The sequence below is a fragment of the Pseudomonas sp. 58(2021) genome (assembly GCF_017491585.1).
Taxonomy (GTDB): Bacteria; Pseudomonadota; Gammaproteobacteria; order Pseudomonadales; family Pseudomonadaceae; genus Aquipseudomonas; species Aquipseudomonas fluorescens_BT.
Map to the genome: position 1 here is coordinate 119,992 of NZ_JAFGYZ010000019.1, position 21,348 is coordinate 141,339.

Sequence of the window (21,348 nt, forward strand, 5' to 3'; positions counted from 1 at the left end):
GATGTGGTGCTGGATCATGGCAACCATCTTCACAGAGGACTTCGGCCATGACTGCCAACAAATCCATCACTGAACGTATCTTCCAGGCCATCGGTTTCGAACTGCTGGCGATCCTGATCTGTACCCCTTTGCTGGCGTGGATCATGGGCAAGCCGCTGGTCGAAATGGGCGCCGTCACTATCGCCATTGCACTGCTCGCCCTGGGCTGGAACGTGGTGTTCAACGGCTTCTTCGACCGCCTGCTCAAACGCTGGAACATCGCCCACAACGCCTGGGTGCGGGTGGTGCACGCGCTGCTGTTCGAGGGCGGGTTGATCGTGATGGGCGTGCCGCTGATTGCCTGGTGGCTGTCGGTCAGTCTGTGGCAGGCGTTTCTGCTCGACATCGGCGTGCTGCTGTTCTTCCTGCCGTACACCTACATCTACCACTGGGGTTATGACGTGGTGCGCGAGCGACTGGTGATGCGCAGCGTCTGCCAGAACTGAAACAAAAAAATCGCAGCCTGTGAGGGCTGCGTTTTTTTTTGTCCGGGATTTTTGCCGGGTTTAGAGAAACATCCCGCCCGACGCTTCAATCCGCTGACCGTTGATCCATTGCGCCCCCGGCGCCAGCAGCAGTGCCAGCGCACCACCAATGTCATCCGGCTGCCCCGCACGGCCCAGCGCGGTGTTGCTGGCGACCATCGCGTTCAGCGCCGAATTGTCGCGCACCGCGCCGCCGCCGAAGTCGGTTTCGATGGCGCCGGGTGCCAGGATGTTCACGGCGATCTGCCGCGCCCCCAGCTCCTTGGCCTGATAACGGGTCAGCACTTCCATCGCGCCTTTCATCGCCGCGTAAGCGGCGTAACCCGGCAGGGTGAAGCGGGCCAGACCGCTGGAGATGTTGATGATCCGCCCGCCATCGTTGATCAGCGGCAGCAGTTGCTGAGTCAGGAAGAACGGCCCTTTCAACTGCACATTCATCAGCAGGTCGAACTGCTCCGGCGTGGTGTCGGCGAAGGATGCATGCACACCAATCCCGGCGTTATTGATCAGGAAGTCGAAGCGTGGTTGTCCAAGCTGTTGCAGCGCTTGCCCGACCCGCACGGCGAAATCGGCAAAGCCTTCGCTGCGGCCGACATCCAGTTGCAGCATCACGGCGTTGGCGCCGAGTGCTTTCAGTTCCTCGACCAGCGCCTGGGCTTCATCGGCGCGGCTGTTATAGGTGCCGATAATGTCCACGCCTTGCGCGGCGAGGTGCAGGGCGGCGTTCTTGCCGAGGCCACGGCTGGCACCGGTGATCAATGCGATTTTGCGGTTCATGGGATTTCCTCGAGAGCAGTGACGGTTGATGCAGCAAAGTTTATTTATCCGCCATGAGGTGATAAACAGGCCTAAACCGGAATCACTGGTCGGATTATCCGAACAATCAATGGGTGGCCCATGAACAAACTGGAACTGCTGCGCACCTTCGTCCGGGTCAGCGAATTGTCGAGTTTCACGATGGCGGGAGAGAGTCTGGGGCTGCCCCGTTCGACCGTATCGGAACAGGTGCAGGCGCTGGAAACCCTGCTCGGCACGCGTCTGCTACAACGCACCACGCGCAAGGTCCAGGCGACTCAGGACGGCCTGGCGCTGTACGAGCGCAGCAAGGATCTGCTGTCGCACATGGACGAAATCGAGAATCTGTTCCGACAGGACGAAGCGTCGCTGACCGGGCGGATCCGGGTCGACATGCCGAACATTCTGTCGCGGCGACTGATCATGCCGAAGCTGCCGGAATTCATGGCGCGCCATCCGAATCTGGAGCTGGAAATCAGCAGCACCGATCGCCGGGTCGACCTGCTCGCCGAAGGTTTTGATTGCGTGGTGCGCATCGGCGCGCAGCCCGATCAGTCGGTGGTGGCGCGGCACCTGGGGGACTTCAGCATGATCAACTGCGCCAGCCCCGCGTATCTCGAGCGCTACGGCGTGCCGCAAACGCTTGAGGATCTGGCGCAGCATCGGTTGGTGCACTACGTCGGCGTGCTGGGTTCGCGTTCGGAAGGGTTTGTCTACGAGCAGGACGGGCAGGTCCACCGCGTACCGATGGCCGGCAGTGTGACGGTCAACAGCACCGATGCCTACGAGTCGGCGTGCCTGGGCGGGTTCGGTCTGATCCAGGTGCCGCGTACCGGCATGAACACCTATCTGGACAGCGGCGAGATTGTCACCGTGCTGCCGCAGTACACCGCGCCGGCGATGGGCATTTCACTGCTGTACGCGAGGCAGCGGCATCTGCCGTTGCGGGTGCGGGTGTTCATGGACTGGCTGGGGGATTTGATTCGTTCGACGCTCTGATTCCTGCGGCAAATCCCTGTGGGAGCAACGGCTCTCACAGGGATTGGGGGGAATCAGAAGATCTGGGTAAACAGCCAATACAGGCTGCCCGACAGCAGAATCGCCGCCGGCAAGGTCAGCACCCACGCCATCAGCAGGTTGCGGATGGTCTTCATCTGCAGGCCGCCGCCGTTGGCGACCATGGTCCCGGCCACGCCCGAGGACAACACATGGGTGGTCGACACCGGCAGGCCGAACATGTCGGCGGCGCCGATGGTCAGCATCGCCACGGTTTCTGCCGACGCGCCCTGGGCGTAAGTCAGGTGGGTCTTGCCGATCTTTTCGCCGACCGTGACCACGATCCGCTTCCAGCCGACCATGGTGCCCAGCCCCAACGCAATCGCCACGGCGATCTTCACCCACAGCGGAATGAACCGCGTGGCGTTGTCGATCTGTTGCTTGAACAGTTGCAGCTTGCCGCTGGTGTCGGCATCGAAGGTGCCGACCTTGTTCTTGTCCATCAGGCGAATGGTTTCGCTGGCCAGGTACATGTCGTTGCGCACGTTGCCCATGGCCTGCGCCGGGACTTTCGACAGCGAACCGTAGCCTTTCACTTCCTCACCGATGTGCCCGATCAGCGCGGCGAGGGCGGGGATCAATTGTGGTGCGGCTTCCTTGCTGCGCACGTAATCCGAGAGCACCGGACGCGGATCGGCCGGGGCCGGCTGCGGGGCGCTTTTCACCAGCGCCTGCTGGGTGACTTCGGCCACCGCAGCGAACTGCAACGTCTGATCGGCAGGCATGGTGCGGTTCAGCGCGTAGGCCATCGGCAGGGTGCCGACCAGAATCAGCATGATCAGGCCCATGCCTTTCTGGCCGTCGTTGGATCCGTGGGCGAACGACACGCCGGTGCAGGTCAAAATCAGCAGACCGCGAATCCACCATGGCGGTGGCGTGTTGCCTTTCGGGGCCTTGTACAGCGAACGATTCTTCACGAAGGCGCGCAGGGCCAGCAGCAACAGCGCCGCGCAACCGAACCCCACCAGCGGCGACAGCAGCAACGCGTAACCGATCTTGGTCGCCTGGGCCCAGTCCACGCCGCTGGTGCCGTCACGACCGTGCATCAAGGCATTGGCCACGCCAACGCCGATGATCGAACCGATCAGCGTGTGCGACGACGAGGCCGGCAGGCCCAGCCACCAGGTGCCGAGGTTCCACAGGATCGCGGCGATCAGCAGGGCGAAGATCATCGCGAAACCGGCGGATGAGCCGACTTGCAGAATCAGCTCCACCGGCAGTAACGCAATGATGCCGAACGCTACCGCGCCACTGGACAGCAACACGCCGAGGAAGTTGAAAAAGCCCGACCAGACCACGGCCACATTCGGCGGCAGCGAGTGGGTGTAGATCACCGTGGCCACGGCGTTGGCGGTGTCGTGGAAACCGTTGACGAACTCGAAGCCCAGCGCAATCAACAGCGCCACGCCGAGCAGCAGAAACGGGGTCCAGGTGGTGACCACCGTGCCGAGTTCGTGCATGTCGTGCATCAGGCTGTAGGCGGTGAACAGCATCCCCATGGCCAGCACGGCGAAGAACACCACGTAAGTGAAGGGGCCGGTTTTTGTGTCGAGCGCCGGCCTGCCGCTGGCAGCGGAGGCCGGGCTGACGGTCAGGGAGGGAGTAGCCATGGGCGGACAAACCTGAGCGAGGGAAGGAGTGTCGCCCATGATCGTTGCTAAATATTACAGAGAGGCTGCGGCAGATCAGTGTTTGGCGGATTAGCCGCGCCGCCGGTCTTAATAATCCCGCCGCTTGCGAAACGCCCAGCGCCCGGCAATCACGGTGAACGTCGCTACCAGCGCCACCAGAATCCAGAACCCTTCCGGATCGGTGGCCAGCGGCACGCCGCCGACGTTCATGCCGAAGAAACCGGCAATGATGTTGATCGGCAGCGCCAGCACCGTGACCACGGTCAGGGTGAACAGCGTGCGGTTGCTCTGTTCGTTGAGGTTGGCGGCGATCTCTTCCTGCAACAGCTTGATCCGCTCGCCGAGTGCCGTGAGGTCGTTGATGATCAGCGCGAACTCCTCGGTGGACTTGCGCAACTCCTTCACGTCTTCCTTCTGCAACCACGGTGGCGGGCGGTTGAGCAGGCGCAGCAGCGAGCCCGGCTCCAGCGCCAGCAGCCGTTGCAGGCGCACCAGCACCCGTCGGTTGGCGCCGAGTTCGGCGCGGTTGGTCGACAACCGCGAGGAGAGCAATTCGTCCTCGACCTGATCGACGCTCATGCTGGTCTTGCGCACGATCTGGGTCAGCACTTCACCCTGGTCGCGCAGCAGGTGCACGAGCAATTCCGACGGCGAACGAAAACACTCGCCGGCCTTCACCGATGAACGCAGCTTGTCCACCGAGTGCAACGGTTGCAGGCGCGCACTGACGATCAGTTTGCTGCGCACACAGACCCACAGCGTGGACACGTCCGACGACACCATGCTGCTGAGGTTGAACACCACGTCGTTGACCACCGCCAGCAATGCCGAGTCCACATGCTCGATGCGGGTCGAGCGCGAGCCTTCGTGCAGCGCTTCGAAAAACTCCTCGGGTAATTGCAGATGACTTTTCATCCAGCGCTCGCACGCGGCGTGGGCCAGGTTCAGGTGCAGCCAGAGGAATTCGTCGCTGTCGCTGTCGTCCTGCAGACAGCGCAGGGCGGTCGCCGAATCCACTTCGCGCCCGCGCTCGCCGGGACGAAAGCGAAAGCCGTAAAGCAGGCCAAACAGATCAGGATCGCGATGGCTGATATCCAGGCTGTGGTTCATGAAGTCTCGCTGCAAGGAAGGCGTCTGTTGCGGGATTTGAAGATTCACCTGAGCCGCATCATCGCAACCGCGCGTGACGTTTCTGTGACTGCGAAATGACGTAAAAAATCAATGCCTTACCGGCGGTCGGAATTTTCTCAAGAAGCGCTCTGGCACGCCGATCACGCATGCGTTAGGTTGCGCGCCTTCGGCCATGAGCCAAGGTCCGCCGACACGGATGTCCGGCAACAATTCACGTCTTACCGGACGTGCCTCATCCCTGTCCCGAGTACCTGCGATGCTGCAAAAATCCCTGAGAGCGCAAATTCTCGTCCTGCTGAGCGGCAGCCTGCTGGCGATGCTGTTGATCGCGCTGGCCTGCTTTCATTTCCTGTCCAACGGCGTGCAAAACTACAGCCAGTTGATCGCCGGTCCCTTGCACACCTCGCAACTGATCGACGAAGCCAACCTGCAATTCAAGGTGCAGGTGCAGGAATGGAAAAACGTCCTGCTGCGCGGCAAACAACCGGCGGACCTGGCCAAGTACTGGGGCCAGTTCGAAGATCGTCAGCGCGACGTGCAGAACATCCTCGGTGAACTGGCCAATCAGAAAGGCCTCGAGCCTGCGCTGAAAACCCGCATCGAGCGTCTGCGTGAAGAACACCGTGTGCTCGGTGCCGCGTACCAGAAAGGTCGCGATGCCTACGTCGCCGCCGGTGCCGATCCGACGGCGGGCGATGCTGCTGTCAAAGGCGTCGACCGAGCTGCCAGCGAGCAGATGAGCGAGCTGGTGGCCGACTTGCGCAAGCAGGGCATAGAGCAATCGGCACAGATCAGCGCCAGTGCCGATCGCACCGTATGGCTGGGGCTGCTGGTGATGCTCGCGTCAGGCTTGCTGATCGGTTTGTTGAGCCTGTGGCTGGTCAACCGCAATCTGGTTGAACCGATCCGCAAGCTCATCGACTACGTCACCCAACTGAGCAAAGGACGTCTGGTCGAGCGTGTGGCAAGCGACCGTCAGGACGAGTTGGGCAATCTCGCCGCTGCGGCCAACACCCTGCGCGATTTCCTCGCCGAAACCTTCAACCATCTGCAGCGCAGCGCCAAGGATCTGGACAGCGCCAGCGGCGAGTTGAACGCCATCGCCACCGTGATGGCCGGCGGCACCAATGAGCAGTTCAACCGCACCGATCAGGTGGCCACGGCGATGAACGAAATGTCCGCCACTGCCCAGGAAGTTGCCCGTCATGCGGCCGACGCGGCGCGCGCCGCCGACGATGCCGACCAGTCCGCGCAACAGGGCGAGAAGGTCATGCAGAGCACCATCCACAGCATCACCCAGATGCGCGGCGAAATCGCCAACACCGCCACGGTGATCCGTCGTCTGGAAGCCGACAGCGGCCGCATCGGCAAGGTGCTGGAAGTGATTCGCGGCATCGCCGAACAGACCAATCTGCTGGCGCTCAACGCCGCCATCGAAGCGGCCCGGGCCGGTGAAGCGGGGCGTGGTTTTGCGGTGGTGGCCGATGAGGTGCGCAACCTGGCGCAGCGCACGGCGGAGTCGATCATCGAGATCAACCAGATCATCCACAGCGTGCAGACCGGCGCGGTGGACGCGGCCCAGGCCATCGACAGCGGCCAGACCCGCAGCGATGAAAGCGTCGAGCAAGTGACCCAGGCCGGGGCCATGCTCGAGCGCATCACCCACGCGGTGGAAGCGATCCGCGACATGAACCGCCAGATCGCCACCGCCGCCGAAGAGCAGACCTCGGTGGCCGAAGACATCTCGCGCAACCTGACCGAGATCACGTCGATTGCCAGCACCAACCTCGACAACGTGCAGCGCACTGAAAGCGCCAGCCAGAACCTGCACGGCCTGTCCGGGCAACTCAACAACGTCACCGCTCGCCTGAGCGTCTGACCGGCCAGTGACTGTGTACCGGTTCGGTTACCGAGTCGGTACACAGTCGATCTCAATTCGTGCAGACCGCCGCCGATGCCCGGTCATCCATAACCGGCATTGGAGATTTCCCATGGTCAGCCTCACGTCAGTTTCGATCAATCAGACCGTCACCACGCCCACCAGCAAAACCTCGATTGCCGACACCGGTGACGACACCTCGACCACCGCGGCGGCCAGCACCGGCGTGAAAGCCGACACCAGCAAAGTGGCGGCGGGCGATGGCGCGGCGCCGACGGGGGGCGGCGGTTCCAGCAGCGAAGAATCGGACACCGTGAAAGAACTGCGCAAGCAGATTGCCGAGCTGCAGAAGCAATTGCAGGAAGAACAACAGGCGCTGCAAGCGGCTCAGGCGAAGCAGGAAAGTCAGGATGCCAAGGCTGCGGATGTCGCGGCTGCGCAGTCGCAGATCGCGACGACGTCGGCTTCGTTGCAGACGGCGACGGCGGCGTTATTGGCGGCGTTGCAGGATTCGGATTCGAGCACGTCTGGCTCGCTGGTCAGTACCTCGGCATAAATTGCGGACACAAAAAAGCCGCACGATCCAATCATCGTGCGGCTTTGTTTTATCAGCCAATCAAGTGTCTTGCTTGTTGCTCAGCACTTTGCCGGTGGTGGCGTCGAAGTCCACATCGAACTCTTTACCATCAGCGGTTTTCAGCTCGACTTCATATTCGTAACCATTGAAGTGGTTATCCAGATCCGTGTCGGTGATGGTCGCGCCCGGGTGCAGTTTCAGCGCTTGTTCGTTCATCGACTCCAGCGATTTGATCTTGCCGGACTTGACCAGCTCAGGGATCTGATCGACACGAACGTCAGCCTGGGCCAGGCCGGCGGTGAGGGTCAGGGCGGCAGCGGTAAACAGGGCAGTCAAAGTTTTCATCGGTTATTCCTTTGGGTGATTCGTTCAAGTGAGTTCAGGTTAATCACCGCAACTTAATTCACCCTTAAAACGCAGCGAGCAGGCCGTACTCCCGGTGGGAGTGGGCCTGCTCGCGATACTGACGCCCGATTTACGGATCAGAAACCGTTGTTCTTCAACACCTGATCCACACTGGCGGCGGCCGGGCGTTTGTAGAACTTCAGCAGTTCGCTGGCGCGGTTGGTGAAGATGCCGTCGACGCCGGCGGCCATGACTTTCTCGAAGTCCACCGGCTCATCTACGGTGTAGACGTGCACCAGCAGGCCCTGATCGTGGGTGTACTGGTTCATCCATGGCTGCACCAGATCCGAATAGCTCTGATCGCCGCCGTGGGTCAGCTTGGCCGAAGGGCCGGTGCCGATGGCGCCTTGAGCCTTGGCGTAGTCGATCCATTGCTTGAATTCAGCTTCGGATTTCGGCTCCTGCTTGCCGTAGAAAACGTTCTTGTCCTTCTCGCCGGAGTCGGCAAAGGTCACTTTGGATTTCGGCTCGATGCTGCCTTCGCCGACCCACAGCAACAGGATCTTCGGCACCTGCGGCATTTCCTTTTGCAGCAGTTCCAGGCTGTTTTTCTCGAAGGTCTGCAGGATCACTTTACCGTTGCCTGCGCCGACGCTGGTGGCGTCTTTAGGCTGCTTGGCACCGGCCGGGATCAGCAAGCCACGGGCCTGGAGTTTTTCCTTCAGGTCATGCTCGATACCGGGGAACAGTTGCGGTTCCTTGGTCTCGATGTACAGGCCCGGTTTGTGCTTCGGGTTGGCCTGAGCGATGTCGATGATTTCGTCCAGGGTCAGAATCTTCAGGCCGGCGTAGGACGGACGCGCGCGATCCGGGTACTTGGCGTTGTACCAGCTGCCGGCGTCGAGGGTTTTCAGTTCGGCCATGGTGAAGGCGTTGGCCGGGCTGTCCTTGCGATCCGGGAACTTGGTGGCGACGTCGGTGGTGCGTTGCAGGTTGTTGTCATGCAGGGCGAACAGCACGCCGTCCTTGCTGCGCTGCAGGTCCATTTCCAGGTAGTCGGCGCCCAGGTCGCGGGCCAGTTTGTAGGAGGCAGCGGTGGATTCCGGGGCATCGAAGGACGCGCCACGGTGGGCGATCACCGCCGGGTGCGGTATGCCCTCGGAGGCGGCAAGCGCAACCGGGCCTGGCTGGGCGGCGGCATGGGCCTGGCCGAGGCCGAGCATCAGGCTCAGCAGCAGTGCGCTTTTGGTAAACGTGGCGGGCATGTCGAGGTCCTTTCGCAGGTATTTTCGAAGATGTCCCTTTTAGCAACTCAAACGAAAACGTGCTATCGCAAGACCGACATAAACGTACTGAAAGCGAAAATTTCCGCGCTTTTGTGCGTTTGTTTGCAGTACGCTTGGCCACGACAACCGCCCCGGCAGAGGGCGCGCCACTCATTGCCCTGCGTGTAGACCATCGATCCTTTTCGTGAGGTTTACCATGCGCATCACATCGCAACTCATCTGCCAGGCCGCCGACGACCTCAAGGGCTTTGTCGGCCTCAACCGCAAGACCGGCCAGTACATCGTGCGCTTCAGTGAGGATTCGTTCGGCATGGACGTGGCCGATGACGGCATCATTCCGTGCAGCGAATTCGTCTGGGCGCCGGCCACCGAACAGACCATGACTCTCAAGCGCGAACGGATCCAGTTGCTGCTCGATCAGCACATCGATGACCGGGTCAACATCACCGAGCCGTTGCGTGTTTACATGAATAAACGCGAAGTGCCGGAGATTGAGGCGGTGCGCAGTCTGGTGAAGGGCTGAGGTTCTGGCGTAACTGTCCTGGCCTCTTCGTCGGAGCGCCGCCCGGAGCAAGCCCGCGAAGGGGCCCGCGAGCCCGCCTCAATACTCACAGAGCAAACCGATATTCCCGCTCCACCCGACATACCCGCGTATGAAACGCCGAATACCACTCGGCCCGCCCTCGCGCCTGGATCACCCGGTGTTCCGGATGCTCGCGCCAGGCCAGAATCGCCGCCTCGCTTTCCCAGTACGAAACCGTAATCCCCACCCCGTCCGCGCCCCGAATCGAATCGATACCGAGAAACCCCGGTTGATCGGCCACCAGTTGCATCATGCGCTCGGAGGCTTCGGTATAGCCGTTATCGCCCTCGGTGCGGGTCGAGGTGAAGATCACGGCGAAACACTCATTGTTCGACTTCATCGAGATTGCTCCACACAGGCTTCAACGAACGCCCGCACCAGTGGCGGCCATTGCCCTTTGAGCGCTGCACGTTCCGGCTGAAACAATGTGGCGACAAAGAACACATGGTTTTTCAACTCGATGGCGCGCAGATCGCCTGCCGAATCGTGGCCCACGGCGTGCAGGTCATGGGTCAGCAATTCACGTTCGAACTGCGGATTCACACCGTAGCGGCAGCGATAGCCTTCGCGAATCTCCGACGTTTCGTACGCCTTGGCGATCAACGAACCGGGTACCAGATGAATGCTGTCCACCGCTTCCACCAGCGAACAGGTCAGCGGCGTGAGCACCGCACGGCTCGCGTCGGGCGAGGTTTCGCCATGCTCGGCGTCGGCCCAGCCCAGCACGTTGCGGGAAAACTCCAGCACCGCATGCTGAAAACCGCCGCAGGTGCCAAGGAACGGTCGCTGTTGCTCGCGGGCAAAGCGGATGGCTCGCAGCGCACCGACTTCGCTTTTGTAGGGGCTGGCCGGCACGCACCAGAAGCCGTCGAAATGTTCCAGCGGCGTTTCGGGCAGAATCTGGTCGGTGGGCAACCATTCGAAATCGACCGGATGGCGAAGGTGTTCCACCGCCAGTCCGAGGGCGACCGGGATGGCCTGGTGGGCAGTGACTTGCGGGTCGTAGTCACCGATCAGGGCGATGCGCAGGGCTCTGGGTTCCATGAGGGTTCGCTGTGCTTGTTGAGGGATGACGCTCACTATAGATTGGCGTTCACGCACTCAATATGGGCGTTTACCCAAGTGATTAATGCAGCGACGCACTATCGACTCGACTTCCCGGATCTGGCGCTGATTCTCGCCCTGGTGCGCGGCGGGTCGCTGGCCCGGGCCTCACAGTTGTTGAAGGTCGATGTATCGACGGTGTTTCGCGCCGTGCGCCGACTGGAAGCGTCACTCGGCCAGCAACTGTTCGAAAAAAGCCGCGCCGGTTACCTGCCCACCAGCCTCGCGCAGACCCTGGCCGAGCAGGCCGAGCGTGCAGAACAAGCTCTGGAAGCGGCGCGAATCGGCGTCGAGCAGGGTGGGGAAGTGGTCAGCGGCACTGTGCGCCTGACCTGTACCGACTCGGTGTTGCAAGGTCTGCTACTGCCGGCGCTGGCGCAGTTCATGCCGAACTATCCGGCACTGACCATCGAGCTGAGCACCTCCAACGATTTTGCCAACCTCAGCCGCCGCGATGCCGACATCGCCCTGCGTCTGACGCGTACACCGCCGGAGCATCTGGTCGGACGGGAGCTGGCGAAGATTTCCTACCGGGTCTGTGGCAGTGAGCGCTATCTGCAAAACACCGATGTATCCGATCTGGCTGCCATGACCTGGATCGCCCCGGACGATTTCCTGCCCGATCATCCGACTGTCGTATGGCGTCGTCAGCACTTGCCGGGAGTCATGCCGGGCTATCGCTGCAACAGCATGCTGTCGGTGACGGAACTGGTGCGTGCCGGGCTCGGCGTGGCGGCGTTGCCGGACTTTCTGATCACCGAAGGTCTGCAAGCCTTGAGCGAACCGCTGCACGGTTATGACACCGCACTGTGGTTGCTGACCCGCCCGGATTGCCGCGCATTGCGCTCGGTGGTCACGTTGTTCGATGAACTGGGGCGGGCGCTGCGTTTGCCGTGATCAGCGCTGCTGGCTTTGGCGCATGTGATCGTGTAACTCGCGGGTCAATCCTTCGATGCGTTCGGTGAGATTCTTGGTCATTTCGGTGAGCCGGGTGTTCTGCTCCAGCAGCTCCAGCAATTGCGCGGTGTTCTTCGCGGCCTGGACCTGACGTTCGCTGTTGGCGACGGCCAGGGCTTCGCGGTGCTGTGCGTCGGCTTCCGATTGCGCCTTGTCCCGCGCAGCCTGACGGGTCTGGGCCAACAGAATCAGCGGTGCGGCGTAGGCCGATTGCAGGCTGAACGCCAGGTTCAAGAGGATGAACGGGTAGACGTCGAAGGTCGTGATGCCAGACACGTTCAGGCATATCCACAGCACCACGATCAGGGTCTGAGCACCGAGGAAGGTCGGCGTCCCGAAGAACCGTGCAAACGCCTCGGCGCGCAGGGCGAAATTGTCGTTGCCGAAGGTGGTGTTGAGGTGGGCGTGGGGGCGGTGGAAGCGCAGGTGATCGACAGGCGCGCAGGGGGATTCGTTTTTTTCGGTGGTCATGACGGACTCGGCAGGGCTTGGGACGTTGAGTCACTATAGCCCTGCGTCGCCTATGGTGGCTTATCCCGGTGCTCGTTCGCCGGCGAACATGCTGACGGCGTCCACCGCTTCGCTGGCGCCATCGCGAATCTGCAGAATCACCGTGCCCGCCTGATCCGCCAACTCGACGCCTTGCGCGGCGCGCCCACGGGTGCCTTCCATGCTTTTGATCGCCTGACGGGTTTCGCTCTGGATCAGGCCGATCATGTTGGAAATCTCCGTCGTCGAGCCACTGGTGCGCGCCGCCAGTTGTCGCACTTCATCGGCCACCACCGCAAAACCACGACCTTGCTCACCGGCCCGCGCCGCCTCGATTGCCGCGTTGAGGGCCAGCAGATTGGTCTGGTCGGCAATCGCGCGGATGGTGTTGACGATGGCGGTGATCTGCTCGGAGCGCTCGCCAAGTTGCGCGATCAGGGTCGAAGACTCGGCGATGTCATCGGCGATTTCGCGCATCTCGCTGGCCGCTTGCTGGATGACTTGTGTGCCTTGCTCGGCGACTTTTCGGGTGGCGACGGAAATGTGATAAGCGGTGCTGGCGCTGCGGGCATCCTGCTCGTGCTGCTCGACCCGGGCGGTGACGTCCGAGGCGAATTTCACCACTTTGCACAAGCGCCCGGCGGCGTCGTAGACCGGGTTGTAATTGGCTTCCAGCCAGACGGTTCGCCCGTGTTTATCGATGCGCTCGAATTGCCCGTGGAAAAACTCGCCCTGATTGAGCCGGCGCCAGAAGTCCTGATACGCGCTGCTGTTGGCCAGATGCGCGGGGCAGAACAAGCGGTGATGTTTGCCCTTGAGTTCGGTTTGGGTATAGCCCATGCGCGTCAGAAAATTCTGATTGGCCGCAAGAATGTTGCCGTCGAGATCGAACTCGATCACCGCCATGGCCCGGTCGATGGCCTGCAATTTGGCGTTGGCTTCGCTTTCGCGCTGCACCTTGGCGGTGACGTCCATGGCGTACTTGACCACTTTCACTACGCGACCCGAGGCATCCTTGATCGGGTTGTAACTGGCTTCCAGCCAGATCGGCCGACCCTGGCTGTCGACGCGCTCGAAAGTACCGGACTGGAACTGCCCGTTTTTCAGTCGCGACCACAACTCGGTGTACTGGCTGCTGCGGGCAAATTCGGGTGGGCAGAACTGGCGGTGGGACTGACCAATCACCTGTTCGGCCTTGTAGCCCGTGGTCTTCAGAAAGTTGTCGTTGGCGCGCAGGACCACTGCGTCGAGATCGAATTCGATCACCGCCATGGAACGGTCGATGGCTTCGAGCAAACCGGATTGTTCGGTGATGGTGTGTTGCAGGTCGTCGATGACCGACTGATGACGATTGAAAAACATGCTGGGTGCGCTCCGGAAATAGGGCTGAGGTGTTATCCCTGTTCCTGCGCTGGCCGGCCGAACGCGCTGATGACATTGGGCAATGACCACTAAAGTGCCAGCATCCAGGCTGGCGACCAGATCTTATACAAACTTGTTAATCTTGTACAAGAAATAGCGATGTCACTTTGTTGTACAAGTTTTGTCAGGCACTGGAGCGGCTCAGCGCGACGCTGATCGTGTTGCGGCCCGTGTGCTTGGCGGTGTACAGCGCCTTGTCGGCGTCATCCAGCCAGTGCAGCGCATCCGGGTAGGTCGGGTGAAAGCGTGCCAGTCCGATACTCAGGCTGACCCGCAACTCTGGCACATCGGGATGACGGTATTGGTGCAGGGACTGGCGCAGTTGCTCCATCAGCGCTTCGGCCTTGCTCAGTGGCAGGTTGGGCAGGATCACGCAGAATTCGTCGCCGCCGTAACGACCGGCCAGTTCACTTTCAGTCAGCAGGAGTTTGAGTTCTCGACTGAGTTGCTGAAGCACCGCATCGCCGACGATGTGTCCGTAGCTGTCGTTGATCACCTTGAAGTGATCGACGTCGATCAGCGCGAGAGTGGCCTGCCTGTTGTGTTCGCGGCACTGCTGGAACTTCAGATGCAGCAAATCTTTCCAGGCGCCGTGGTTGAGCAGGCCGGTCAGGCTGTCGGTGCGGCTCAGGGCACTCAAGGTGCGCTTGTGTTCAGCGAGCTTGATCGCCAGCCGATAGCAAACCATGCCCAGCGCCAGCGGATAAAGGGTGAGCATCGGCAGGCACGCCCAGACCTGGGTCTGCGATGCCGTCAGGGTGAATTTGACCCCGAACAGCGACCAGCCCAGCAGCACGCCAATCACCTGGGAGAGGGCGCCGAGCAGGAACAGCCGCCGGCCGCCGGCCGCGACATTGTTCATGGTCATCATCGACAGAATGGTCACGGTAACCAATGGATTGAATTGGAAACACGCGGTCCAGAAACCGCCGAACACCGAGTCATAGAGCAGATTGCGGCGCTCGGCGCGGTAGGGGAACGCCGAGCGGGCCGACCATTGATAGGCGACATGGGGCCAGAGAAAACCGTTGAACAGCAGGAGCGCCCAGAGCCATGCCGGCACATTCAATGGATACAGCGCAGCCCCGACGCTGAAGAAACCGATTCCCAGTCCAATGGCACGTGGCAAGTAGAGACGTCTGGCGAATGACAAGCCTTTGCCGCGTTGGTTTTCCATGATGTTCTTCGCCAGATTCATTCTGAAACACTTTGCAGGGTAATGCTTCAGAGCGACCGTTCATCGGTCAATGACAGGTATTGTCATTTATTCCAGCGGGAAGATTCAGTGTCCTTGTGAGCCATTTACGCGGCGCAGACGTGATTTAGAGCTGGTAGCAGGCCAGAAACATGTCCAGTGCCGATTCGACCACGGCATTTTGCGTGGCGCTGTCGAGTGAGGGTTGGCCCATGGAAATCTGCGGCCAGAAGGCGAAGGATTTGAGCAGCCCCTGGACCTGATGCGCGGCGAACTCCGGATCGACCGGTTTCAACCGACCATCTGCCTGAGCGGCGCGGATCCACACGGTCACGCTTTCCTCACGTTCGCCCATGCGCGCCACCATGTTCTGTGCGCGCTCGGGCGAGTGGATCGCGGCGGCGATGGCGACCCGCGCCAGATCCATGAAATTGTCGTCCGCCATCATCTGCAGTTTGGCCAGCAGCATCGTTCGCAATTGATCACGCAAGGGCTGGTCGGGTTGATACGACACGGCCTGCTCGGTGCTGATTCGTGCCCACAACTGATTGAGAATTTCGGCGAAAAGCTCTTCTTTGCTCGGAAAATGGTTGTAAACCGTGCGCTTCGACACCCCGGCGGTGGCCGCGATCCTGTCCATGCTGGTGACCTCGAAACCGTTGGCCCGAAACTCGGAAATGGCCGCCAGGATGATGGCTTCGCGTTTGCGGTCGGTGAGGCGCGTTGGAGCTGTCATAAATTCGATTCGGCAAGAAAAAGAGGAAATTACACTCGGCAGTTTACTTGTCATCCGGTTTGATGCAACCTAGAAAGTACACCGATCAGTGTAATGCTGCGTTAATCGGTGCAACCTAAAACCCGATGTCCGGCTGATGCGTGCGTGCCTTGGCCATTTATCGTCCCACCGTGGAAAACCGTGAATTGCGCGGTTTTTCTGGAGTCACTCAGTCATGGCCAAATCAATTTCTTCTGCGGTCAGTCCTGTACCTGAAGCTTCGCGCCAGGCCGAAGGGACATTCCGCAACCATGCGCCTGTGCAGCGCGAAGGTTTGCGCAAGATGCTGCGCATCATGTGGAACATGATCTTCCACAAACCGCGCAACACCCGTCCTGCGTCGTCCATCCCTGTACAGCCATTGACCCGCGCCGACCTGATCGCCGCGCCCAACCACAGCGTCTATCGCCTCGGTCACTCGACCTTGCTGCTCAAACTGCAAGACAAGTTCTGGATCACCGACCCGGTCTTCGCCGAGCGTGCCTCGCCGGTGCAATGGGCCGGGCCGAAACGCTTCCACCAGCCACCGATCAGCATCGATGAATTGCCACCGATCGAAGCGGTGATCCTGTCGCACAACCACTACGATCACCTCGACTACGAAGCGGTGTTGAAACTGGCGGACAAGGTCAACGTGTTCCTCACCCCGCTGGGCGTCGGCGATACTCTGATCAAATGGGGCATCGATGCCGGCAAGGTTCGCCAGAACGATTGGTGGGAGGGTACCGAAGTCGCCGGCATCCACTTCATCGCCACCCCGTCGCAGCACTTCTCCGGCCGTGGCCTGTTCGACGGCAACCAGACACTGTGGGCGTCCTGGGTGATCATCGACAGCGACAAGCGGATTTTCTTCAGCGGCGACAGCGGCTATTTCGACGGCTTCAAACGCATCGGCGAACAATACGGCCCGTTCGACCTGACCCTGATGGAAACCGGCGCCTACAACGTCGAATGGCCCCACGTGCACATGCAACCGGAAGAAACCCTGCAAGCCCACCTCGACCTCAAGGGCCGCTGGCTGTTCCCGATCCACAACGGCACGTTCGATCTGGCGATGCACGCCTGGCATGAACCGTTCGACCGCATTCTTGCGCTGGCCTGGGAGCGCAGCGTTTCCATCACCACGCCGCAAATGGGCGAGGCGTTCAACCTGGCACATCCACAACGCGGGGATGCGTGGTGGTTGGTGGTTGAAGGGGAGAGTGAGGCGGTGGTGCAAGGGGCCTGACTCACTGATGCAGGTTCGCCTCCATGAGGCGAACCGGATCACTCCGCCATCGCATAATCCCCACGCACCGATTCGGCGGTCGAACCATTGCTTGTCGAACGCCCCGGAGCAAACCCCGGAAAGAACACCAGCCCCTGCGCCTCGAACCGATAGGTCAGCGCCAGCCGCGCCGCATCCGCCACGTCCTGCTGCGCTTCGAACCGTTGGATGTCATCGACCGAAACCCCTGCCTCCCGCGACAGTTGCTCCACGCTCCAGCCCAACATCCCTCGGGCCTGGGCGCAATGGGTCGGGGTGAACTGGAAAAGGGCGATACGTTCGAGGATGAGGTTCATCGCTGAAGAGGCCATGGTGTGCTCCGGGCTCGAGAGTGCTGATGGAAAATGTACTGTGTTTTTGTACAGTTGTTTTCGGCCGGGATCAAACGCATTTTTTGATTTGCCCTAGTTCGCCGCCTCCAACCAGACGGACGGTGCCTGACCGAGGATCCGGCGGAACATCGTCGAGAACGCCGCCGGGCTGTCATAGCCGAAATCCAGGGCAATCCGCGTCACCGCCTCACCCGCCGCCAGCCGTGCCAGCGCCAGTACCACGCAGGCGCGCTGGCGCCACTGACTGAAGCTCAGGCCGGTCTGCTGACGAAACAACCTGTTGAAGGTGCGTAAGCTTACGTGCAGCTGGTCGGCCCATTGCTGGGGCGATTGGTGGGCATTCGGCTGATGCAGAAAGGTCTGACACAGCTCGAGCAGTCTTCCGTCAGACGGCAGCGGGATATGCAACGGAAGTGGCGCACTGCGCACCAATTCATGCAGCAACAAATCGATCAACACGCCGTCGCGCCCGGTCAAGTCATAGGTCAGCGGCAACTCCACGGCTTCCATCAGCAAATGCCGCATCAGCGGTGACACACTGATCACCTGACAGCGATCACCCAAGTCCACCGCCCCCGACTCGATATACAAACTGCGAGTGCTGACCCCCAGCATCAACACCTCATGCGCCACCCCCGGCGGGATCCACACCGCCCGCTGCGGCGGCACCACCCAGTTGCCGTCATGCGTGCTGACCTTCATCACCCCAGTCGCGCCGTACAACAATTGCGCCCGCCGATGCGTATGACGTGGCAACAGATAGCCGTGGGAATAATCCGTACCGATCGCCACCACCGGGCGCGGCGTGTCATCCAGCAGATTGATCGAAACATTGCGCATCGAGCGGTATCCAGCGATTGGCGTAAACGCAAACATTATTGGCTGACTTGCTGAAGCAGGCCAAGCGCAGCGGCTCTATCGTCGACCGCTCCCCAACAACGGACGACGCGCCATGTTCTACCTCCTGCTGACACTCTTCGGCTGCCTGACCGGCGTCACCGCTGTGCTCTTCGGCTTCGGCGGCGGCTTCGTCGTCGTGCCGCTGCTGTACCGCATGCTTACCGCGAGCCACGGCGCCGACGACCCGATCAGCCAATCCGCCATGCACATCGCCGTCGCCACCTCGACCTGCGTGATGATCGTTAACGCACTGATCGCCACCGGCAAACATCGCCGCGCCGGCAACCTGATCCGCCATTATCTGTGGCCGCTCGGCGGCTTCATCGCCCTGGGCGCGATCCTCGGCGCGGTCGCGGCGGTGTGGGTCAGCGGCGAAATCATTCGCTACGCCTTCATCGCCTATCTCGGCGTGACCATCATCGACTGCCTGCTCAGACGTGGCTTCCTCATCCGCAGCGAAGGCATCATCCCGCGCCGACTCGGCAGGGCAGAAACGTCCGCCGGCGGTGTAGGCATCGGCGCAATCGCCACGTTTCTCGGTGTAGGAGGAAGCGTCATGACCGTGCCGCTTCTGCGCCGCTGCGGGCTGAGCATGTCCCAGGCCACGTCCATGGCCAATCCGTTAAGCGTGCCGGTGGCAGTGGCCGGGACGCTGACCTACATGGCATTGGCCGGATTCAGCGCGACGGATCTGGGCGCGTGGTTTGTCGGGTATGTGGATTTGCTGGCATTTGTGGTGCTGACACTGGGCTCGTTGGTCGGGATTCGAATGGCCACGCCGTGGATCGGGCGGATACCGGATCGGGTGCATGCGTGGGTGTACATCGCGCTGCTGATCGTCGTCATGCTGGGCATGCTGCTCAAGTAGAGCCTCGATTCCTGCGCGCATCCTCTGCATACTCCGCAGCCTCATTCATTCAGGGATCGATCCATGCTCAAGGGACTGCTGCGCCTGGCGCCATACGCTGCGGCGCTGTTCACACTGATTTCCACTGCCCACGCCGAAGATGGCCGGCGCGTGTTCACCGGTACGCTGGGCAAGATGCCGATTGTGCTGGAGCTCAACACCACGCAGCAGGACGAAGTCACCGGCCGCTACTTCTATGAGAAGTATCACCGCGACCTGGAACTCAGCGGCTCGCTGCAGGACAGCACGTTGAACCTGGTTGAAGGCAACAACCGCTATGGCGACGACAAACCGCTGTCAACCCTGAAGCTGAAAACCACCGCCAACGGTTGGCAGGGCGAATGGCAAAACCCCAAGGGCAAGAAGCTCCCGGTGCAACTGACCGAAGCCAAACTTCCTGCGCCAACTGCTACCACGCTGCCCTTTATTGCCACGTTGCCGAAAGCCGATCCCTACGAGTATTTGCGCTTACAGGGGCTCAAGCTCAAGCCGGAGAAGAAAGAAAACTTCATGGGCTACGAGCTGCAATGGTGGACGGAGCCTGAGTCGAAGGTTTCGTTGTTCAGTGTTGAATCTGGCTATACGAAAGAAGAGCAGCAGCGGATCAACAACCACTTGCTCGGACGGCTATGGACTGAAGTCATCGACTATCACCGCTGCATGATGGATGGCGGGGAATACGCCGAGTTCGATCAAGGAGCTGCCCCGGAGTTTCTCTCACCCGACGTGGTCAGCCTAGACATCTCCACTGGTTACAGCTGCGGTGGCGCCCACCCGGACTTCGGCAGTTCGCCGATCAACTTGAATGTTCACACGGGCGAGTTGTTGAAACTCAAAGACGTTATGTGGATTGGTAAACCCGATAACGCAGCCAGCGAATACGATCAACAAAAAATCATGGCGCCGTGGCTGGTCAAACAGTTCACCACGTTGTACCCGGATGAAATGAAGAAACCGGCTGAAGACGACGGCAGTTGCGATTACACCGATGAGAGCGTCTGGGGTTATTCCAACTGGCACTTCACGCCGAAGGGTATTTACCTGGGCGCCTACTTCGCCCGTTACCAGCGTAATTGCGATAACCCCGAGTGGTCGGTGCTGCCGTACTCAGTCGTCAACCAACACCCCGGCGCCGTCAAACTGCAACTGCCCCAGGGCTGACCATCACGCCAGACCCGGCGCTTCACGAATGATGAAGTGATCCAGGTTCTCGATATTGGCATTGAAGACCTCGAAAGGCTTTTCGGGGTTCTTCTTGCCCGGCACCTGCTTCAACTCCGGCGTCACGCCATAGAAGAAGCAGAACAACTCCTTGTCACTGTCGATCGCGTGCTTGATCTCTTCTAGAAACGCCTTGCGCTTGCGGTAGTTGTCGATCAGCTTTTTGTTGAGATAGACACTGACCGGATAAGGCTTCTTCTTGCTGTCGTCCGGCTTCTTGAACCAGACCTTGTCCTCGAAATCGATCCGGAAACTGGCGCTGTGAAAGTCCTCGATCTTCTTGATCCGGCCCCAATAAATCAGCCCCTTGTTGTCCATCAAGTACTCGATCTTCTTGAAGAACGAACTGTACGGCGCCGTATGCTCGCCAATCTTCAACGGCATACGCTTGAGCAAATCCTTGTCCGCGAAGTTCGACACAAAACACTCCACGGGGTGAGCGAAGACACTGGTCTTGTCCGGCGCCGTCTCGCGACTCGGCGACTCTTTCGAGGGGGAAGCCGCCACCCGCGCCGGATCATCCCGCAACACATCCGCCGCCCCCGCTGGCGCGCCAGGCTTGCGCACATACTCACGTCGCGTCAGCAACAACTCCGACGGGAAATGTTCCTCCCGACCGTCATCCGTTTCCCCATCCGCCGCCTCAACCCCCGACGCCGACGTCTTCAAACTCACATACGGACAACCCGCCACATGCTGCGTACCGGGCAGATTCTTGAAGTGCGGCGTGCGCACGTAATTCACGTTCTTGGCGTTGAACGTGCCCAACTCGTTGGACGCATCGAACGCCGAACGACAGGCGTCGTTGGGGCACTGGAAGTGTTCCTTCGCAGAATCGAACGCCACCGTCTCATCGAAATTGAGATCGCGAACGTCATAGATCGACAGTTTGTCGTCGAGGCTGAGGCAGTAGGCGAGGTCGAATTTCATGGTGGGGCTCGGGTCCTTGAGTGGGGGGAGGGGTATTAATAG

23 protein-coding genes are annotated in these 21,348 nt (G+C 60.7%); 9 read left to right on the forward strand and 14 right to left on the reverse strand.

What is annotated here, in order from left to right; all coding sequences use genetic code 11:
- Positions 1-47: 47 nt before the first annotated feature.
- Complete coding sequence (locus J5M72_RS21485; protein WP_207867021.1) at positions 48-485, forward strand: multidrug/biocide efflux PACE transporter; 438 nt, start codon at positions 48-50, stop codon at positions 483-485.
- A 60-nt stretch (positions 486-545) separates the two neighbouring features.
- On the opposite strand, the gene J5M72_RS21490 is transcribed toward J5M72_RS21485, so the two are convergent.
- Entirely contained in the window at positions 546-1,301 is a 756-nt protein-coding gene (locus tag J5M72_RS21490; protein ID WP_207867022.1) for an SDR family oxidoreductase, read from the reverse strand.
- 120 nt (positions 1,302-1,421) lie between these two features.
- On the opposite strand from J5M72_RS21490, the gene J5M72_RS21495 reads away from it, so the two are divergent.
- Positions 1,422-2,318 carry a LysR family transcriptional regulator gene (locus tag J5M72_RS21495; protein ID WP_169431559.1) on the forward strand — a complete coding sequence of 299 codons (897 nt, stop codon included), beginning with the start codon at positions 1,422-1,424 and terminating at the stop codon, positions 2,316-2,318.
- 53 nt (positions 2,319-2,371) lie between these two features.
- On the opposite strand, the gene J5M72_RS21500 is transcribed toward J5M72_RS21495, so the two are convergent.
- Together J5M72_RS21500 and J5M72_RS21505 are read right to left on the reverse strand one after the other, a co-directional pair.
- Positions 2,372-3,985, reverse strand: coding sequence for an inorganic phosphate transporter (locus J5M72_RS21500; RefSeq protein ID WP_207867023.1), 1,614 nt, complete (start codon positions 3,983-3,985; stop codon positions 2,372-2,374).
- Between the two features lie 108 nt (positions 3,986-4,093).
- Complete coding sequence (locus tag J5M72_RS21505; RefSeq protein ID WP_074688253.1) at positions 4,094-5,116, reverse strand: transporter; 1,023 nt, start codon at positions 5,114-5,116, stop codon at positions 4,094-4,096.
- A 277-nt stretch (positions 5,117-5,393) separates the two neighbouring features.
- Here J5M72_RS21505 and J5M72_RS21510 point away from each other — a divergent pair, with 277 nt between their 5' ends.
- Positions 5,394-7,016, forward strand: coding sequence for a methyl-accepting chemotaxis protein (locus tag J5M72_RS21510; protein WP_169431557.1), 1,623 nt, complete (start codon positions 5,394-5,396; stop codon positions 7,014-7,016).
- A gap of 112 nt (positions 7,017-7,128) precedes the next feature.
- The gene (locus tag J5M72_RS21515) at positions 7,129-7,572 is read left to right on the forward strand and encodes a hypothetical protein (protein WP_207867024.1); all 444 of its coding nucleotides are present in this window, start codon (positions 7,129-7,131) and stop codon (positions 7,570-7,572) included.
- Between the two features lie 60 nt (positions 7,573-7,632).
- On the opposite strand, the gene J5M72_RS21520 is transcribed toward J5M72_RS21515, so the two are convergent.
- Positions 7,633-7,938 (reverse strand): PepSY domain-containing protein, encoded by a 306-nt coding sequence (locus J5M72_RS21520; RefSeq protein ID WP_197871217.1) that lies wholly within the window; start codon positions 7,936-7,938, stop codon positions 7,633-7,635.
- Between the two features lie 137 nt (positions 7,939-8,075).
- The gene (locus J5M72_RS21525) at positions 8,076-9,203 is read right to left on the reverse strand and encodes a glycerophosphodiester phosphodiesterase (RefSeq protein WP_207867025.1); all 1,128 of its coding nucleotides are present in this window, start codon (positions 9,201-9,203) and stop codon (positions 8,076-8,078) included.
- A 217-nt stretch (positions 9,204-9,420) separates the two neighbouring features.
- Here J5M72_RS21525 and J5M72_RS21530 point away from each other — a divergent pair, with 217 nt between their 5' ends.
- On the forward strand, positions 9,421-9,747 hold the full coding sequence (locus tag J5M72_RS21530) for a DUF2025 family protein (protein ID WP_207867026.1): 327 nt from the start codon (positions 9,421-9,423) through the stop codon (positions 9,745-9,747).
- A gap of 85 nt (positions 9,748-9,832) precedes the next feature.
- Here J5M72_RS21530 and J5M72_RS21535 read toward each other — a convergent pair whose 3' ends face one another.
- Together J5M72_RS21535 and J5M72_RS21540 are read right to left on the reverse strand one after the other, a co-directional pair.
- Positions 9,833-10,147 (reverse strand): antibiotic biosynthesis monooxygenase, encoded by a 315-nt coding sequence (locus tag J5M72_RS21535; RefSeq protein ID WP_207867027.1) that lies wholly within the window; start codon positions 10,145-10,147, stop codon positions 9,833-9,835.
- Entirely contained in the window at positions 10,144-10,851 is a 708-nt protein-coding gene (locus J5M72_RS21540) for a CTP synthase (RefSeq protein WP_207867028.1), read from the reverse strand. Before J5M72_RS21540 ends, J5M72_RS21535 begins: the two co-directional genes overlap by 4 nt.
- A gap of 15 nt (positions 10,852-10,866) precedes the next feature.
- Between J5M72_RS21540 and J5M72_RS21545 the strand changes: the two genes are divergently transcribed.
- A complete protein-coding gene (locus J5M72_RS21545; RefSeq protein WP_207867029.1) occupies positions 10,867-11,808 on the forward strand; it encodes a LysR family transcriptional regulator in 942 nt (313 codons plus the stop codon).
- On the opposite strand, the gene J5M72_RS21550 is transcribed toward J5M72_RS21545, so the two are convergent.
- The 4 genes from J5M72_RS21550 to J5M72_RS21565 form a co-directional block, all read right to left on the reverse strand.
- The gene (locus J5M72_RS21550; protein ID WP_169431550.1) at positions 11,809-12,339 is read right to left on the reverse strand and encodes a DUF1003 domain-containing protein; all 531 of its coding nucleotides are present in this window, start codon (positions 12,337-12,339) and stop codon (positions 11,809-11,811) included.
- Between the two features lie 60 nt (positions 12,340-12,399).
- Positions 12,400-13,719, reverse strand: a complete 1,320-nt coding sequence (locus tag J5M72_RS21555) for a PAS domain-containing methyl-accepting chemotaxis protein (protein ID WP_207867030.1) — start codon at positions 13,717-13,719, stop codon at positions 12,400-12,402.
- A 184-nt stretch (positions 13,720-13,903) separates the two neighbouring features.
- On the reverse strand, positions 13,904-14,956 hold the full coding sequence (locus tag J5M72_RS21560) for a diguanylate cyclase (protein ID WP_207867037.1): 1,053 nt from the start codon (positions 14,954-14,956) through the stop codon (positions 13,904-13,906).
- Positions 14,957-15,101: 145 nt separating this feature from the next.
- Positions 15,102-15,710, reverse strand: coding sequence for a TetR/AcrR family transcriptional regulator (locus tag J5M72_RS21565; protein ID WP_169431548.1), 609 nt, complete (start codon positions 15,708-15,710; stop codon positions 15,102-15,104).
- Between the two features lie 214 nt (positions 15,711-15,924).
- Here J5M72_RS21565 and J5M72_RS21570 point away from each other — a divergent pair, with 214 nt between their 5' ends.
- Complete coding sequence (locus tag J5M72_RS21570; protein WP_207867031.1) at positions 15,925-16,977, forward strand: MBL fold metallo-hydrolase; 1,053 nt, start codon at positions 15,925-15,927, stop codon at positions 16,975-16,977.
- A gap of 38 nt (positions 16,978-17,015) precedes the next feature.
- Here J5M72_RS21570 and J5M72_RS21575 read toward each other — a convergent pair whose 3' ends face one another.
- On the reverse strand, positions 17,016-17,327 hold the full coding sequence (locus J5M72_RS21575) for an XRE family transcriptional regulator (protein WP_207867032.1): 312 nt from the start codon (positions 17,325-17,327) through the stop codon (positions 17,016-17,018).
- Positions 17,328-17,420: 93 nt separating this feature from the next.
- Complete coding sequence (locus J5M72_RS21580; RefSeq protein ID WP_207867033.1) at positions 17,421-18,188, reverse strand: helix-turn-helix transcriptional regulator; 768 nt, start codon at positions 18,186-18,188, stop codon at positions 17,421-17,423.
- Between the two features lie 112 nt (positions 18,189-18,300).
- Between J5M72_RS21580 and J5M72_RS21585 the strand changes: the two genes are divergently transcribed.
- The gene (locus tag J5M72_RS21585) at positions 18,301-19,116 is read left to right on the forward strand and encodes a sulfite exporter TauE/SafE family protein (protein ID WP_207867034.1); all 816 of its coding nucleotides are present in this window, start codon (positions 18,301-18,303) and stop codon (positions 19,114-19,116) included.
- Positions 19,117-19,179: 63 nt separating this feature from the next.
- A complete protein-coding gene (locus J5M72_RS21590) occupies positions 19,180-20,316 on the forward strand; it encodes a hypothetical protein (protein ID WP_207867035.1) in 1,137 nt (378 codons plus the stop codon).
- 3 nt (positions 20,317-20,319) lie between these two features.
- Here J5M72_RS21590 and J5M72_RS21595 read toward each other — a convergent pair whose 3' ends face one another.
- A complete protein-coding gene (locus tag J5M72_RS21595) occupies positions 20,320-21,306 on the reverse strand; it encodes a hypothetical protein (RefSeq protein ID WP_207867038.1) in 987 nt (328 codons plus the stop codon).
- Between the last annotated feature and the right edge of the window lie 42 nt (positions 21,307-21,348).

Bases quoted from the DNA above. Each gene is read 5' to 3' on its own strand.
- J5M72_RS21495 (WP_169431559.1), top strand. From the start codon at position 1,422: ATGAACAAACTGGAACTGCTGCGCACCTTCGTCCGGGTCAGCGAATTG.
- J5M72_RS21500 (WP_207867023.1), bottom strand. From the start codon at position 3,985: ATGGCTACTCCCTCCCTGACCGTCAGCCCGGCCTCCGCTGCCAGCGGC.
- J5M72_RS21530 (WP_207867026.1), top strand. From the start codon at position 9,421: ATGCGCATCACATCGCAACTCATCTGCCAGGCCGCCGACGACCTCAAG.
- J5M72_RS21490 (WP_207867022.1), bottom strand. From the start codon at position 1,301: ATGAACCGCAAAATCGCATTGATCACCGGTGCCAGCCGTGGCCTCGGC.
- J5M72_RS21550 (WP_169431550.1), bottom strand. From the start codon at position 12,339: ATGACCACCGAAAAAAACGAATCCCCCTGCGCGCCTGTCGATCACCTG.
- J5M72_RS21595 (WP_207867038.1), bottom strand. From the start codon at position 21,306: ATGAAATTCGACCTCGCCTACTGCCTCAGCCTCGACGACAAACTGTCG.
- J5M72_RS21535 (WP_207867027.1), bottom strand. From the start codon at position 10,147: ATGAAGTCGAACAATGAGTGTTTCGCCGTGATCTTCACCTCGACCCGC.
- J5M72_RS21485 (WP_207867021.1), top strand. From the start codon at position 48: ATGACTGCCAACAAATCCATCACTGAACGTATCTTCCAGGCCATCGGT.
- J5M72_RS21565 (WP_169431548.1), bottom strand. From the start codon at position 15,710: ATGACAGCTCCAACGCGCCTCACCGACCGCAAACGCGAAGCCATCATC.
- J5M72_RS21580 (WP_207867033.1), bottom strand. From the start codon at position 18,188: ATGCGCAATGTTTCGATCAATCTGCTGGATGACACGCCGCGCCCGGTG.
- J5M72_RS21555 (WP_207867030.1), bottom strand. From the start codon at position 13,719: ATGTTTTTCAATCGTCATCAGTCGGTCATCGACGACCTGCAACACACC.
- J5M72_RS21575 (WP_207867032.1), bottom strand. From the start codon at position 17,327: ATGGCCTCTTCAGCGATGAACCTCATCCTCGAACGTATCGCCCTTTTC.
- J5M72_RS21560 (WP_207867037.1), bottom strand. From the start codon at position 14,956: ATGGAAAACCAACGCGGCAAAGGCTTGTCATTCGCCAGACGTCTCTAC.
- J5M72_RS21585 (WP_207867034.1), top strand. From the start codon at position 18,301: ATGTTCTACCTCCTGCTGACACTCTTCGGCTGCCTGACCGGCGTCACC.
- J5M72_RS21570 (WP_207867031.1), top strand. From the start codon at position 15,925: ATGGCCAAATCAATTTCTTCTGCGGTCAGTCCTGTACCTGAAGCTTCG.
- J5M72_RS21505 (WP_074688253.1), bottom strand. From the start codon at position 5,116: ATGAACCACAGCCTGGATATCAGCCATCGCGATCCTGATCTGTTTGGC.
- J5M72_RS21525 (WP_207867025.1), bottom strand. From the start codon at position 9,203: ATGCCCGCCACGTTTACCAAAAGCGCACTGCTGCTGAGCCTGATGCTC.
- J5M72_RS21515 (WP_207867024.1), top strand. From the start codon at position 7,129: ATGGTCAGCCTCACGTCAGTTTCGATCAATCAGACCGTCACCACGCCC.
- J5M72_RS21590 (WP_207867035.1), top strand. From the start codon at position 19,180: ATGCTCAAGGGACTGCTGCGCCTGGCGCCATACGCTGCGGCGCTGTTC.
- J5M72_RS21510 (WP_169431557.1), top strand. From the start codon at position 5,394: ATGCTGCAAAAATCCCTGAGAGCGCAAATTCTCGTCCTGCTGAGCGGC.
- J5M72_RS21520 (WP_197871217.1), bottom strand. From the start codon at position 7,938: ATGAAAACTTTGACTGCCCTGTTTACCGCTGCCGCCCTGACCCTCACC.
- J5M72_RS21540 (WP_207867028.1), bottom strand. From the start codon at position 10,851: ATGGAACCCAGAGCCCTGCGCATCGCCCTGATCGGTGACTACGACCCG.